The 14,275-nt window shown below is 63.9% G+C and carries 12 protein-coding genes and 1 tRNA gene; 1 reads left to right on the forward strand and 12 read right to left on the reverse strand.

Features of this window, described 5'->3' with window-relative positions; all coding sequences use genetic code 11:
- Positions 1-23: 23 nt before the first annotated feature.
- From QRN52_RS06735 to QRN52_RS06745, 3 genes are read right to left on the reverse strand one after another with little or no spacing between them, the layout of a single operon-like run.
- Positions 24-1,082 carry an L-idonate 5-dehydrogenase gene (locus QRN52_RS06735; protein WP_284751974.1) on the reverse strand — a complete coding sequence of 353 codons (1,059 nt, stop codon included), beginning with the start codon at positions 1,080-1,082 and terminating at the stop codon, positions 24-26.
- The gene (locus QRN52_RS06740; RefSeq protein WP_284751975.1) at positions 1,082-1,852 is read right to left on the reverse strand and encodes an SDR family oxidoreductase; all 771 of its coding nucleotides are present in this window, start codon (positions 1,850-1,852) and stop codon (positions 1,082-1,084) included. Before QRN52_RS06740 ends, QRN52_RS06735 begins: the two co-directional genes overlap by 1 nt.
- A gap of 14 nt (positions 1,853-1,866) precedes the next feature.
- Positions 1,867-2,778: an NAD(P)-dependent oxidoreductase gene (locus QRN52_RS06745; RefSeq protein WP_284751987.1), complete on the reverse strand. Its 912-nt coding sequence runs from the start codon at positions 2,776-2,778 to the stop codon at positions 1,867-1,869.
- 71 nt (positions 2,779-2,849) lie between these two features.
- Between QRN52_RS06745 and QRN52_RS06750 the strand changes: the two genes are divergently transcribed.
- On the forward strand, positions 2,850-3,917 hold the full coding sequence (locus tag QRN52_RS06750) for a D-2-hydroxyacid dehydrogenase (RefSeq protein WP_284751976.1): 1,068 nt from the start codon (positions 2,850-2,852) through the stop codon (positions 3,915-3,917).
- Between the two features lie 178 nt (positions 3,918-4,095).
- Here QRN52_RS06750 and QRN52_RS06755 read toward each other — a convergent pair whose 3' ends face one another.
- From QRN52_RS06755 to QRN52_RS06795, 9 genes are all read right to left on the reverse strand, one after another.
- The gene (locus tag QRN52_RS06755) at positions 4,096-5,451 is read right to left on the reverse strand and encodes an MFS transporter (RefSeq protein ID WP_284751977.1); all 1,356 of its coding nucleotides are present in this window, start codon (positions 5,449-5,451) and stop codon (positions 4,096-4,098) included.
- A gap of 177 nt (positions 5,452-5,628) precedes the next feature.
- Positions 5,629-6,426 carry an IclR family transcriptional regulator gene (locus QRN52_RS06760; RefSeq protein WP_284751978.1) on the reverse strand — a complete coding sequence of 266 codons (798 nt, stop codon included), beginning with the start codon at positions 6,424-6,426 and terminating at the stop codon, positions 5,629-5,631.
- 288 nt (positions 6,427-6,714) lie between these two features.
- Positions 6,715-7,239 (reverse strand): methyltransferase family protein, encoded by a 525-nt coding sequence (locus tag QRN52_RS06765; protein WP_284751979.1) that lies wholly within the window; start codon positions 7,237-7,239, stop codon positions 6,715-6,717.
- Between the two features lie 117 nt (positions 7,240-7,356).
- Positions 7,357-10,251, reverse strand: a complete 2,895-nt coding sequence (locus tag QRN52_RS06770) for a GH92 family glycosyl hydrolase (protein WP_284751980.1) — start codon at positions 10,249-10,251, stop codon at positions 7,357-7,359.
- 293 nt (positions 10,252-10,544) lie between these two features.
- Positions 10,545-11,618: a LacI family DNA-binding transcriptional regulator gene (locus QRN52_RS06775; RefSeq protein ID WP_284751981.1), complete on the reverse strand. Its 1,074-nt coding sequence runs from the start codon at positions 11,616-11,618 to the stop codon at positions 10,545-10,547.
- Positions 11,619-11,791: 173 nt separating this feature from the next.
- Positions 11,792-11,867, reverse strand: a tRNA-Val gene (locus QRN52_RS06780).
- A 56-nt stretch (positions 11,868-11,923) separates the two neighbouring features.
- Positions 11,924-12,880, reverse strand: coding sequence for an NAD-dependent protein deacetylase (locus QRN52_RS06785; protein ID WP_284751982.1), 957 nt, complete (start codon positions 12,878-12,880; stop codon positions 11,924-11,926).
- Positions 12,881-12,885: 5 nt separating this feature from the next.
- Entirely contained in the window at positions 12,886-13,389 is a 504-nt protein-coding gene (locus tag QRN52_RS06790; protein WP_502869696.1) for a peroxiredoxin, read from the reverse strand.
- Positions 13,386-13,808: a DUF3052 domain-containing protein gene (locus QRN52_RS06795; protein WP_059387755.1), complete on the reverse strand. Its 423-nt coding sequence runs from the start codon at positions 13,806-13,808 to the stop codon at positions 13,386-13,388. The genes QRN52_RS06790 and QRN52_RS06795 overlap by 4 nt, the downstream gene beginning before the upstream one ends.
- Between the last annotated feature and the right edge of the window lie 467 nt (positions 13,809-14,275).

Genomic DNA, 14,275 nt, shown 5'->3' on the forward strand with positions numbered 1-14,275 from the left:
TCATCGCCTCACCGCCTGAGAGCTTAGGCCACAGGCTGGAAGTTCAGCAGGACCTTCCCCGATTCGGCCGAGTTCCTGGCCACCTCGAAGGCCTCCAGTCCACGGTCCAGCGTGAATTCGTGCGTCACTACCGGGTCCACGTAGAGCGAACCGTCCGCGAGCGCCGCAATGACCTCGTCGATCTCGTTGTTGAATCGGAAGGACCCGAGCAGTTCGAGCTCGCGGGTGATGGCCAACGAAATGAAGACCGGCTGCGGTCCTGAGGGCAGCAGCCCGACCATGACCACCTTCCCACCGCGGACGGCGCCCTTGATGGCCGATGCGAGTCCGAAGTGGCTGCCGGAGGACTCGATGACGACGTCGGCCTCCACGGCGGCGATCGCCTCCGCGTCATCGCCCTTGAGGACCTCGTCGGCGCCCACTGCACGCGCGATCTCAAGAGGCTTGTCGTGCATGTCGACGGCCACGATCCGGGATGCCCCCGCGCGCTTGAGGACAGCAACAGCCAGCGCACCGATCGGACCGCTTCCGATCACCAGCGCCGTCTTTCCGGCCACGTCCCCCGCGCGGGCGACGGCGTGCCAGGCAACGCTGGCAGGCTCCACAAGCGCCGCGGTGCGCAAGTCCAGCGTGGCCGGAAGGGCCCGAAGCATGCGGGACGGCAGGGTGGCGTAACGGCTGAAGGCGCCGTCCGTGTGCGGGTACCGTGCTGCGCTGCCGAGGTAGGTGCAGCCCGGGGAGAGGTTGGGCCGGTCTTCCGGATACTTGGCGGCACCCGGGGCGGGGGTCGCGGGGTGGACGGCGACGGCGGTTCCGGCGGCCGGACCGCTGCCGTCCGCGGCCTGCTGGACAACTGTGCCGACGATTTCGTGACCGAGCACCATCGGGGCCTTGAGGATCGATTCCCCCGCCGCGCCATGGAGCCAGTAGTGCAGGTCCGAGCCACAGATGCCACCGTAGGCGATCTCGACGACGGCCTGGTCTGGGGTGGGAACAACGAGGGCTATGTCCTCGATGCGAAGGTCACCGGCGGCGTGCGCCACAACCGCGGGTGAAGACTGGGGAAGCTGGAAATCGCTCATTAGACGACCACCGTCATTCCGCCGTCGACGAAGATCGTCTGGCCGTTGACGAAGTTCGAAGCCTCGGAGGCAAGCCAGACTGCCGGACCAGCGAGATCCGCCACGGTGCCCCACCGGTGGGCAGGCGTCCGGCCCAGGATCCAGGAGTTGAAGTCGGGATCGTCCACGAGGTTCTGGGTCATCTCGGTGTGGATGTAACCCGGAGCGATCCCGTTGATCTGAAGGCCGGAGGCCGCCCATTCGGCGGTCATGGCGCGTGTCAGGTTCCGCAGTCCACCCTTGGCGGCGACATAGGGGGCGATCGTGGGGCGGGCCAGGTCAGTCTGCACGGAGCAGATGTTGATGATCTTGCCGTGGCCCCTAGGGATCATGTGGCGGGCGGCTTCACGTCCCACGAGGAAAGCGCTCGTCAGGTCGGTGGTGATGACCCGCTCCCAGTCCTTCACATCCAGGTCCAGCATCGGGACGCGGTGCTGGATTCCCGCGTTGTTGACGAGGATATCGAGGGGGCCGACGTTCTCCTCGACCCAGGCAATTCCGCGGGCCGCTTCCGTGTCGCTGGTGACGTCGAACGCGCAGCTGTGGATGCGGCCGGGCCCGAAGTCCGCTGCCATGGCGGCTTCCGCGTCCTTGAGGCGTTCCGTGTTGATGCCGTTGAGGACAACGGTGGCACCGGCGTCGGCCAGCCCGCGGGCTAGCGCGTTGCCGATGCCGCGGCTGGATCCGGTCACGAGCGCAACGCGCCCGGTGAGATCAAAGAGTCCACTCATGGTTGTTTCCTAACTTAGTTCGAAGGGCTGACGGAAGAGTCGCTGAGGTTGGCGATGGCCTGGCGGACAACTGCGAGGTCCTGGTCGCCCAGGCCCTGATCAATCAGTTCGCGGTAGAGTTCGACGCCGGCAGTCGCCATCGGAACAGCGGCACCGGCCGCTTCGGCGCTTTCGAGGACGAATTTGAGGTCCTTGTGCATGAACTTCGCGGGACCTGTGGGCGCGTAATCCTTGGCTGCCAGGCGTGGGCCGACAATCTCCAGGACCCGGCTTCCGGCGAGCCCGCCGGCCAGGACATCGAAAAGGGCAGAAGCATCCATGCCCGAGCGCTCGGCGAGTTCTGCGGCTTCCGCGAGCGCCGCCGTCGTGGTCCCGACGATCAACTGGTTGCAGGCCTTCGCCAGCGATCCGGCACCCAGGTTGCCCATGCGGCGGACGGTGGTGCCCATGGATTGGAGCGCGGGAAGTGATCGTTGGAAGTCTTCCTCGGCGGCCCCCACCATGATGGCCAGCGTGCCGTCCTGCGCACCTTTGGTGCCTCCACTGACCGGGGCATCGACGACGACGGCGTTCCCGCCGCTTGCGCTACGGACAGTCCGGCCGAATTCCTGCACGGCGGTCGGGGACACGCTGCTCATGATGATGATCGTGGTTCCCGGAAGCGGCACCTCCGAGCGCCAGGACTCGAGCAGTGGCGCGGCGGCATCCTGGATGTAGGAGAGATCCGGAAGCATGAAAATGATGATGGGTTGATCCCGGAGCCCGGCAACCGACTCCGAGCGTTTTCCGCCGAGCTTCTCCAATTCGGCGAGCGCCTCGGCGGAACGGTTCCACGCAGTCACCTCCCAGCCGTTGCCGAGCAGATTGGCTGCCATGGGGAAGCCCATCAGCCCGAGTCCCACAAAACCTGCGGTCTTGGCGGTCATCTTTCGCATACACCTCACTTCTTTGTGGTTCATCTTTCAAAAACTGTTCAATATCCTAGCCTCAATTCAGTATGATGAACACCATGACGACTGATGAACTCACCATCGCGATCGCAGTCCCGCTCGAAGCTGAGCATGTGGAGCGTATCCGCGCAGTAGATCCGAGCATCACGGTGCTCTACGAACCCGAGCTCCTTCCCCCGGAACGCTTCCCGGCCGACCACTCGGGCGATCCGGATTTCAAGCGGACTCCCGAGCAAGAGGAACGCTACTGGTCCATGCTGAACAAGGCCCAGATCCTCTACGGTTTCCCCAACGAGAATCCGGCCGGACTGGCCCGCATCGCCCAGAGCAACCCGCACCTGCAGTGGATCCACGCCATGGCCGCAGGTGCCGGTGGCGCCGTGAAGGCCTCCGGGCTCGACAGTGAGACCCTGCAGAAGTTCAAGGTCACCACGTCGGCAGGCGTCCACGCCCTTCCGCTGGCCGAGTTCGCAGCCTTGGGCATCCTCAACGGCTTCAAGCGCAGCGCGGAACTTGCCCAGGACCAGGCTGCAAAGGTCTGGCCCGAGTTGCGCACCCCCACCAAACTTGTGAACGGCTCCAAGCTGGTCATCACGGGTCTCGGCGAAATCGGCCTTGAGACCGCCCGGATCGCCCGCGCACTCGGCATGAAGGTGAGCGGAACCAAGCGGAACGTCGAAGCGATCGAAGGGATCGACGAGGTCGCGGACAACGATGGCTTGGCGGGACTCCTGGCTACGGCAGACGCCGTCGTCAACACCCTCCCCGGGACTCCCTACACGGAGAAACTCTTCAACCACGAGGTCTTCTCGGCAATGAAGCCCGGCTCGGTCTTTGTCAACGTTGGCCGCGGAACCGTGGTTGATGAAGAGGCGCTGCTCGAAGCACTGGAAAACGGCCAGGTGTCCTACGCCTGCCTGGACGTCTTCGCCGTCGAGCCGCTCCCCCAGGACAGCCCGCTGTGGAACCACCCGAAGGTCATGGTCTCGCCGCACACCTCGGCACTCAGTGCCGCGGAGAACCGCCTCATCGCCGAGCGCTTCGCCAGCAACCTGCGTACGTTCCTCGACGGCGGGGAACTCCCCCACCTCGTGGACACGGTGCACTTCTACTAAACCGCCAACAACCCAGCGCCATCCTGGCGGCCTCTCCGGTTTCCGGAGGGGCCGCTTTGCTGTGTGGGGCTTGCCCGTGGCACGCCAAATGGCGGGGCGGGGGCGCAACACAGCGACGGTCCCCTCCGAAGTTCGGAGGGGACCGTCGCTGCTTGCGTACTTCGTGGTACGGGATTCCCTACTTCGCGTCCTCCAGGGAAAGGAGGTCGCGGCCGGCTGTTTCCGGCGTGAAGAACGTCGTGATGTATGAAATCAGCGCCAGGACCAGCGAGTAGACAGCCAGGACCACCCACGAGTTCCCCGTGGCCGCAAGGAGCGCGACGCCAACGAGGGGCACGAGTCCGCCGGCCAGGACAGCGGACAGTTCGCGGCTCAATGCCACACCAGTGAAACGGTACTGCGAGCCGAAGAGCTCGGGCAGGAGCGGGCACTGCGGGCCGAGCATGGACTGCACGCCAAGGGCGATGCCGACCACCATGACGGCCCACACGAGGGTGACGTTGCCGAGAGTTACCAAGTAGAAGGCGGGAATAGCGAAGATTGCCTGGAACAGGGCGCCGTAGCGGTACACCTTCACTCGACCGATACGGTCAGACAGGGCCCCGAAGGTCACCACCATGACGGCGGCGAATCCCGCGGCGATCAGCAGACCGACCGGGCCGATGAACTTGTCGCCGGGAAAGACGCCTTCCTTGACGGACATGAACGAGATGAGCAGCGCCGAGTAGATCGAGGAGTTGCCGTTCTCGCCCATGCGGAGGCCGATGCCCACCAGCACATTCTTCTTGGAGTGCTTCCAAAGTTCGCCAACGGGGTTCTTCACCACGTTCTTGTGCTTCTCCAGTTCCTGGAACACCGGGGTTTCCTTCAGCCTGAGACGGATGAAGATCGCCACGACGATCAGGATGAAGCTGGCGAGGAACGGCACACGCCACAGCCAGCCTTCAAGCACGCTTTTGTTTGCCATGCCAATGAGCGCAAAAGTGCCGGCGCCGAGGAGGGTTCCAAGCTGGATGCCCACGAACGGCAGCGAAGCGAAGTAGCCGCGGCGCTTGGGCGGAGCGACCTCGGAGATCAGTGTTGTTGCACCTGCCTGTTCAGCTCCGGCGCCGAGGCCCTGGACGATGCGAAGCACCACAAGCAGGACCGCGCCGAGCATGCCCGCCTGTTCGAACGTCGGCAGCAAGCCGATGGCGAAACTGGCGAGGCCCATCATTCCGATGGTCAGCAGGAGGACCACCTTGCGGCCGAATCGGTCTCCGATGAATCCGAAGAAGATACCGCCGAAGGGCCGCGCCGCGAATCCAACGCCATAGGTGGCGAACGACGCAATCAGTGCGCCGCTTTCACCCAAGGGCTTGAAGAACAGCGGTCCGAAAATCAGGGCCGAAGCCAGGCCGTAAATGTAGAAGTCGTAGTACTCCAGAGCGGATCCTACGGAGCTGGCAAGAGTTGCCCTTCGCAGCTGTTCCGGCTCAACTACTGCGCCGTCCATATCAGCAAGCTTTGTCTTAGTACGAGTTGTCACAAGCACTCCCTCAAGAACACTCCAGACCCCCGTTGGCCTGGCGAGATAGCGTCAGCCGCCATGGCGTGAATCACTATATTGAACAGAGTACAGCACGTTGGACAACTTTCAAGTGGTGTAATCAGATTTATTTATGACCCCCGTCGGGCGGCGGGTTTTGACCCCGTCGGGCGGCGGAATCAATCAGCCCATCGGGTTGCCCAGCGAGTGGGCGAGCTCCTTGAGCTCCTTCACCATCAGGGCAGCCTGCTCCTCGGAAAAAGTGGCCTTGAGTGCCGTCACCGAGAGGCCGAGGCTGGGGCCATGTGCCCCATGGGTGGGGACGGGCACGGCAAGGCAAACCACGCCGAGCGTGGACTCCTCGTCCTCCAGTGCATAGCCCTGCTTGCGGATCGCGGCCACCTGGGCCTTGAGCTCAGCGGCACTCCGGAGGGACTTCGGGGTCATGACAGGGAGCTCCACGTCGTCGGGGAACATCGCCTCAATGTCATGGTCGTGAAGCTGGGCCAGGAGAACCTTTCCGACTGCGCTCAAGGAAAGCGGCATTTTGTCGCCAATGTTCGATGTGAGCCGGACGGCCGGGTGCCCTTCGTAGCGGGCCAGGTAAATGATGTGATCGCCGTCGATCATCGCAATCCGCACGGTTTCGCCGGAGAGCGTTGGTGCCTGCTCGCAGAACTTGTAGAACTCTTGTACTTCATCGAGCCGGCTGAGATAGGCGGCACCAAGTTCAACCAGCTTCCGGCCAAGTGAAAAGTCCGCACCTTCGCGGGTAATCAGCCGGGCTTCCTCAAGAGCGAGCAGCAGATTTGACGTGGAAGACTTCGGAATCCCGAGCTCCCTCGATAGATCGCTGAGTGTCAGCCTGCCCGAAGGGGCCTCCGCCAAGGCATCCAGGACCGCGGCAGCGCGGGTCACGGCAGGCGCCGGCGAGGAGCTTCCCAATCCTTCGGCGGAACGGGGGGTGCGGGAATCGGCCATGATTCTCCTTCGCGGGTCGTGCGTCTGGCGCAGAGTGGGCGTGTGCCAGGCAGAAACGCTACCCGGGGGCAGCGGAACTCCGGCCTGAGGCACAACGCTTGTTCAATCCACTGAACAACCACCATCATAGTGGCTTGCTGCTGGGATGAGACTCGCCGGACGGAGAATAGCTTCCTTTCCATATCCAAAAATTCTCTGTATATTCATCTATGAGCTCTCCACCGCGGCATCCCCCAATAGTCGCGGTGGAGAGCTCTTCCAATTCCCCGTAACGGATCAGGTACGACGCTAGCCCTGCCGCCAAGGCGTGAGGCGAGGTAGCCAGCGCGGTACGTTGGCGCGGTAAGACTCATATTCGGCACCAAACTTGCGTGCGAGCGTCGGCTCCTCATACAACCTGACGAAAGCCACCACGGGAACTGCGCCCAGCGCCGCCAGGCCGAACAGCTTCGGCTGGCCCAGCAGGAGGCCCTGCCCGGTGATCGCGGCACCGATGCCCACGTAGATGGGGTTCCGCACGAAGCTGTAAAAGCCGCTGACCACGAGGTTCTTTGGTGGCGCAAAAGGTGCCGGCGTGCCTACTCCCTCAAGGGCGAACCGCGCAAAGGAATTGGTGATCACCGCTGCGCCGGCGCCGATCAGGAGAACACCTGCGCATTGGGCCGCCAGTCCGCCGGGCACGGGCCGCCGCACTTTCCAGCGGGTCAGCACCCAAGGCAACAGGCCAGCGACGGTGGCCGGGGCCGCGGCGAACACCGCCGTACCTATCTCCGCCAGCCTTTTGTCGCGCGCTGCATCTCCGGACGCTGTCATGCTGCCATTCTGAACCGCCAAACGATGGGCCACAACCATCGGGGCCTCAACGCACTGGATTAAAAGCAAGAGCCCCTGAGCCGCGTGTCCGCAGCTCAGGGGCTCTTGCTCGGTCTCCTAGCCGTTTGCCCGCTTGCGGCGAATCACGAAGGCCGAGCCAAGTGCAATGGCGGCGAGAGCCGCGAACAGCACGGAGAACACGGTTGGGGCCATGCCGGTGTCGGCCAGTCCGCTCATTGCCTTAACGGTGGTGCCGGCGCTTCCGGTGGTTGGAGGAACCACGGCAACTCCTGGGTCGACGGGCGGATCGACCGGCGGATCGACCGGCGGATCGACGGGTGCGGCAGTGACCACGACCGTGAGGTTGGCCGAGCTCGGCTCGAACAGTGCAGGCGCGAAACTCGGCGCGTTCGCCGCGCTGGCAATGGTCACCACACCGCTCACGGCTCCGGCCGCTGCGAACGTCGACGTGGAACTGATCACCCAGACGCCGTTCTCCTCCGTGACTGTTGCCGCGACCGGGGCTCCCCCTGCCCACGACACCGTTGCCGTGATCGGTTCGACGGCGCCGCCGAACGTGACCCTCGCGACCTCGATGGTTTTCTCCCTGCCGGCGATCGCGGTCAAGTCCGCACCCGGCACGATCACCGGAGTGGCCTTGCGCGGAGCGGAGACACTCGGGATCCAATCCTTCCGGGCCGTGGCCCAGTCGAGGCCTGCCTTAGTGCCGGACAGTGCGAAATCGAGCCGAGCGCCGTTCCGGAGATCGTCCACATCGACCCAGGCAGCCGTGTGCTCTTTGTCGTTCACGGTCACACCAGCAATGTAGCTCGGCAGCTTTTCGTTCGCGCCTGCAGCGGTGATCCGTAGTTTTTCACCGCTCTCGAGGGTAATCGTGGCGGCCTGAACCTTGGGAGCGTTGAGCGCCATGATCCCCGAGCCGGGCATCACCGGCTGGATGCCGAGCGAGGCCATCACATACCACGCGGCGAGGGTGCCGAGGTCATCATTGCCGACTCCGCCGCCGGGGGTGTTCGGGAAGCGGTTGAGGTTTGCCGCGAGCACGTCGTTGGTCTTGGCCGGCTCACCGACGAAGCCGTACAGCCAGGGGTTCATCATCATCGGTTCGTTGCCCGGGTTGTACCCTATGCTCGTGTAGTACGTGCTTCCACCCGCCGCCCAGCTGCTCGGAGAGACCCCCGGTGCAGACTGGAGGGCCGGCTGGTTGAAGTAATAGTCGAGTCGCTTGACGAACTCCTCGCGACCGCCCATCTTCTCCTGCAGGCCGACCACATCCTGCGTCGCCATCCACTGGTAGTGCCAGGGGGTTCCCTCGTGGAAACCGGACCTGGTCACATCCGTGCGCTCCGGAACCGGGACGAATTGGCCCTCGGGAGTGACGGCGTTGACGATACCCTTGAAACCGCCGCTGAGTGTGACATCCGGGTTCCAGAGCTTCGTCCAGTTGGTGCCGCGGGCCAGGAACTCTGCCGCTTGGCCGGTCTTCCCAAGCCGTTGAGCAGCGGCGCCGATGCTGGCGTCCGCCGCGGCAAACTCCATCGTCGCCGAGCCGCCGTGACGGTACTCTTCGTACTGGCCGCCGAGGCCACCGCCCCACTCCGGATAAAACGGGATGTGGCCCTTGGCCAGGTAGAACGCGGCGCTCTGCCGGCCGACGGATGCGACGCCGGCGGGGGGCGCCGTGGTGGCGTTCTCGACGAGGTAGTCCCACATGCGGTCGGCGATGTCGGCTGGCACCGTGCCGAGCGTGAAGTTCTCGGCGATCCAGGGCGAGACCGGATCGCCGGCCATAATGTTCGTCTCGACCGAGCCGAGCGACCAGCGCGGGAGCCAGCCGCCCTCGACACGGGCTTGGTACATCGAGCGCACGATGTCGGCGGCGCGATTCTTCGCGAACAGCGCATGGAAAGTCGCCTGAGTGCGGTAGGTGTCCCACAGCGAGAACGTCTGGTAGTAGTTCCAGCCATTGGCGGTGTGCGTCTTGGCGTCCATTCCCGCATACCGGCCGTCGACGTCGCTTCCGATAGTCGGCGACAGAAGCGTCTTATACAGCTGGGTGTAGAAGATCTTGCGCTGCTCGGCGGACGCCGTGATGCCGAACCGGCCGAGCTCGGCGTTCCAGGCGTCGCGGGCCTTCGCCCGGATCTGATCAAACGCCAACCGCGTGCCGTCGGCGGTCGCCTCGGCGATCCGGTTACCGCGGGCGCCTTCGACGCTCACGTACGAGACCCCGACGCTCACCTCGACATCGCGGTCGGCCGTGGTATCGAACGTGGCGACGAAACCGTTGTTGCCGTCGGTGACCTCACTGGAGTTCCGGCCGACGGCGAACTGGGCGTTGTTGCCCCAGGTGCCGGTCGACAGCGGAGCGCGGTCGAAGGTCGCGCTGAAGAAGTAGCGGGACTTTTTCTCGTTTCCGCTGCAGAACCCACCGTTGTCGATCCAGCCCTCGAGAGTGGTCCCATCGACCCAGGAGACCGAACTAGCGCCGGCGGTGCGCAGCGTCTGCCCCGTGTTGAAGGAAAGATTGGAGGTAGTGCCGGCCGGGAAGGTGTACCTGTGCGCACCCACTCTGGTGGTGGCCGAGAGATCGACCTTGACAGAGTTGTCGAGAGTGACACCGTAGTAACCGGCTGTGGCGGACTCGCTTCCGGGCTGGATGCCAGTGAACTTTCGCGAGGTGGTGGGCGTGGCGGTGGTGCTGGGCGAGACCAGGAGTTCACCGGCGGCCGGGCAACCCGCACTGTTGACGTGCCGGTGGCTGAATCCCCACACGCGACCGGCGTCGTTGCTGTACGACGTGGAACCGTAGCTGTTGGTGTTGTCAGGGCTGAGCTGCACCATTCCGAACGGGAGCGTCGCCCCCGGATAGGCGTTGCCCTCGTTCTCGGTGCCAACGAACGGGTTGACTTCGTTGGAAAGGTCGGTAACGGTCGGAGAAGCGGATGCCTCGACCGGGGTTCCGATCGCAAGCGCGGCCGCAACCGCCATCGCCGGCGCGAGCCGCGATCGACGTGGCCTTCTCCGGCTCCGTGGGCGTACAGCCGGGCTGTCGTGTGGGCTTGACATCGTGGGGCGTCCTCCTTGACCTGGCTCACGGGTATCGAGCATCAGCGCTCATCACCGCTGTCCGCCGCCGAGCGGTGACGGGGCAACGATTCGTGGAAACGTTTCCACGCGGCCGAGTTTACGCATCACACCAAGACCGCGTCAACGCTGGAGAGGTAAATGGCGACCGCGCTAAGTGTCAGTCAAGGGGATTTATTGGGGCGTGCGAACTGGTGTCAGCGCGCGGCGAGCACCGCGTCGCGACTCAGCTCTCCCGAGCCACGCACGATGAGACGAGTGTTCAGCGTGACGGTCTGTGAGGACGAGACATCGCCATCCAGACGCTTGTAGAGCATCCCCATCGCGATCTGCCCCATCGCTTTTGGGTCCTGCGCCACTACCGTGATCCCGGGCACGACGACGTCGGCAAGTTCGAAATCGTCGAAACCGACGATCGCCAGGGAGGTGTTGTGAATGCGCAGCGCGCCGATCACGTTGATGCTCGTGCGGTTGTTGCCGGCGAAAACTGCGGTCGGCGGGTCAGCCGACGCCAACATCCGCCCGAGGGGCTCGTCCACCGGCTCGCGGGTGGTCGAGCTGGAGTAGACGAGTTCGGGGTCGAACGGGATGCCAGCTTCCTTGAGTGCGGCCCGGTAGCCGGCGATCCGCTCGCTTGCGGTATAGAGGTCCGGCCGATCGGTGAAGCACGCGATCCGCCTATGCCCGTAGCCGATCAGGTGCGCGACGCCGGTGCGCGCACCGCCGCGGTTGTCCACGATCACGGCGTCGACATCCAGCTCCCGGGGCGGGCGGTCGACGAAGACCATGCTCGTACCGGCGTCGAGCTCCGCACGCAGGTATTCCTCGTCGCCGCCTTCGGGGAGAGTGATCACAAGGCCGTCGACCCGGCGGGCGCAGAAGGTGAGGATCATCTTGCGCGCGCGCTCCGGATCCTTGTCCGAGGAGGCGGTCAGGAGCACGGAATCGCGGCGCAGCACCTCCTCCTCCACTGAGCGGTTAAGCAGGGAGAAGAACGGGTCTGCGACATCCTCGACCAGCAGCCCGATGCTGGCAGTCGCTCCGGTTCTGAGCATCCTGGCGCTGTCGTTGCGACGGAATCCGAGCGTGTCAATCGCAGCGTTGACCGCGGCGATGCTCTCCTCGCTCACGTTCGACTTGCCGTTGACGACACGGGAGACTGTGCCCACACCGACTCCGGCGACCCGCGCAACGTCTTTCATTGTGGCACGGGCGTTCGGACGCTCGGTAGCCACCCTCACCCCGTCACCTGCGTCCATTTCCGAAACCATCCCGCGACGCATTTTAGCATCGCGGTGCGCTTCATCGCGGTGCTATGTTTCCATACCCCACGTGCTCGGGCTCGATCTGGTGCGAACAAGACCCCAGGGAGTCCGGGACGTCCGCGCGTAGAAAGAAAAGAGCCCCTGAGCTGCGTTTTCACAGCTCAGGGGCTCTCCTTGCTTGGTGGGTCCTACCGGGATCGAACCGATGACATCCACGGTGTAAACGTGGCGCTCTACCAGCTGAGCTAAAGACCCAAACACTGATTTCAGCGCCCTCGGCGCTTCAACCAACGAACATGTACTCTACCGGATCATTCGCCCGGAACACTAATCGGCGAATCCGCGGGCAGTAGGTCGGGAAGCTCCGCAGCGAGCCAGGCCAGCGCGCCGCTGACCCCCGCTTCCACTTTGAGGCTCGCGAACCCGTCGCCGCGGGTCGGTCCACGGTTGATGATCACTACCGGCTTGCCGAGTTTGGCTGCGTGCCGGACGAACCTCAGCCCGCTCATGACCGTCAACGAGGAACCTGCCACCAGCAGCGCCCCGGCTTCGTCCACCATGGAATACGCGCGTTGCACCCGATCCCTGGGCACATTTTCACCGAAGTACACGAAGTCGGGCTTGAGCGTTCCGCCGCAAACGGGGCAAACAGCGACGACGAACGATCGGATGAGTTCGGGATCCTCAACGGATGCATCCGCGTCGGGTGCCATTTCCACGACGCCGGAAGCCTGGGCGGCTTCGAGGAAGCCGGGGTTGATTTCCTCAAGAATGGACGCGACGAGCTGCCGCGTAAAGACGTGTCCTTCCTCAAGGCAGATCACGCGATCGTAGCGGCCATGCAGGTCCACCACATTGACGCTGCCGGCGTCCTCGTGCAGGCGGTCCACGTTCTGCGTGATAAGCCCGGTGATCAGTCCGCGCCGTTCAAGGAGGGCGACGGCGGCATGCCCCGCATTCGGGTCCGCGTGCCGGAGGTGCGACCAACCAAGGTGGTTCCTCGCCCAGTACCGGCGCCGGTTGGCAGGACTTCCAATGAATTCCTGGTAGGTCATGGGGTTCCGCGGTGCGGCCCCCGGGCCGCGGTAGTCAGGGATTCCGGAGTCGGTGCTCAGGCCTGCTCCGGTCAGAACAGCAAGCCGCTTGCCGCCGAGAATTCCGTCGGCTCGGCGGAGAACGTCCACCTCGCCTGTATCCAGTTCAACTGCTGGGGCCGGCGGAAGGATGGCGAAGCCAGTCATTCCGACGCCGGGCCGTTGGGCGCTCATCGCCGCTAGGCCTGGCCAAGTGCGGACAATGCCTCGCGGTATTCCGCCAGGTCGCGTGCCTGCCCGCGCGGATTGACGACGACGTAACGGATGATGCCTGCGGCATCGATGATGAAAGTGCCCCGCAAGGACATGCCGGTAGCTGGATCAAACACGCCATACTTCTCGGCTACTTCGCCGTGCGGCCAGAAGTCGGCCAAGAGATCGAACTCGTAGCCTTCCTTGTCCGCGTATGCCCGCAAAGCGAACTTGCTGTCCACGGACACCCCGAGGACTGTGGCGTTGGCGTGTTCGAAAATACCTAGATTGTCACGGATCTCGCACAGCTCCCCCGTGCAGATTCCGGAGAAGGCGAAGGGATAAAAGACCACCACGACGTTGCGGCCGCGGAGATCGGACAAGCGGACCGGCTCGCCAAACTGGTTTACGAGCTCAAAATTCGGGGCTTCCTGGCCCACAACGGGAACTCCCGGACGCAGCCCGGGAGGGTTCAACCTGGAGTGGGTCACTTGTTCTTCTTGCGCGCTACAAGCCGAGTGGCGCTCCAGTCCTTGGAGACGCCTGCGGAGGTAGTGCAATGCAAGCCGGCGGTGGGAGCAGCGTCCTGAATATCCGAGGGCGAGACGTAGTTGTCGCGGCCGGACTTGGGGGTCAGCACCCAGACCACGCCGCCTTCACCCAAGGTGGTCAGTGAATCCACGAGGGCGTCGACAAGGTCTCCATCACCATCACGCCACCAGAAAATGACCGCATCCACTACCTCGTGATCGTCTTCGTCAAGCAGCTCGGAACCCGTGAGTTCCTCAATGTCATCACGCAAATCGAAATCGACATCATCGTCGTAACCGAGTTCCTGAATTAGATCCCCATCTTTGAAACCCAATCTTTCCGCCACATTTACCGATGTGGCGGCGTCGGCCTCGCTCACGTTTCCTCCTCTTGAAGTGATTTCGATTACTACAAGCCAACACCCTTTGGGCGTGTGCTTCAAGCCATTGTCCCGCGTTCCACCATAATCCGCGCCCCAGCCACGGCTAAAGCCATGGCCGCAGACGGGGCCATGGCCCTACTGCAGCTACAACTGCCTACGATGTAACAGCTTGAGTGTGACATACAACGCCTTCACGACAGCGCGGCTACGCATCGCGGCTCGTACAAAGCTACAGTGGCCAGTGAAGACTTTGGCTGCAGGGCAACCGCCCGCCGCGAATAGCGCAGCTTGAGCTCAAGAGAACCTGCCCGGCGCACATGACCGGGCTGTTGTAACCGATATGTCGCACACGCCGCGTTCATGACGGGCAGTTACCCTGCCGGACCTGAGGCGACGATGAATGCGCCAAAAGAGAGGTTGGACGTGGCTGCAGGAGAAGAGACCTCACACATCCTTAGCGGGTT

This window comes from Arthrobacter sp. efr-133-R2A-120 (assembly GCF_030209835.1).
Classification (GTDB): Bacteria; Actinomycetota; Actinomycetes; order Actinomycetales; family Micrococcaceae; genus Arthrobacter.

Excerpts from the sequence above, each read along its gene's own strand:
- QRN52_RS06735 (WP_284751974.1), bottom strand. The coding sequence starts at position 1,082 with ATGAGCGATTTCCAGCTTCCCCAGTCTTCACCCGCGGTTGTGGCGCAC.
- QRN52_RS06740 (WP_284751975.1), bottom strand. The coding sequence starts at position 1,852 with ATGAGTGGACTCTTTGATCTCACCGGGCGCGTTGCGCTCGTGACCGGA.
- QRN52_RS06745 (WP_284751987.1), bottom strand. The coding sequence starts at position 2,778 with ATGACCGCCAAGACCGCAGGTTTTGTGGGACTCGGGCTGATGGGCTTC.
- QRN52_RS06750 (WP_284751976.1), top strand. The coding sequence starts at position 2,850 with ATGATGAACACCATGACGACTGATGAACTCACCATCGCGATCGCAGTC.
- QRN52_RS06760 (WP_284751978.1), bottom strand. The coding sequence starts at position 6,426 with ATGGCCGATTCCCGCACCCCCCGTTCCGCCGAAGGATTGGGAAGCTCC.
- QRN52_RS06765 (WP_284751979.1), bottom strand. The coding sequence starts at position 7,239 with ATGACAGCGTCCGGAGATGCAGCGCGCGACAAAAGGCTGGCGGAGATA.
- QRN52_RS06770 (WP_284751980.1), bottom strand. The coding sequence starts at position 10,251 with ATGGCGGTTGCGGCCGCGCTTGCGATCGGAACCCCGGTCGAGGCATCC.
- QRN52_RS06775 (WP_284751981.1), bottom strand. The coding sequence starts at position 11,618 with ATGGTTTCGGAAATGGACGCAGGTGACGGGGTGAGGGTGGCTACCGAG.
- QRN52_RS06785 (WP_284751982.1), bottom strand. The coding sequence starts at position 12,880 with ATGAGCGCCCAACGGCCCGGCGTCGGAATGACTGGCTTCGCCATCCTT.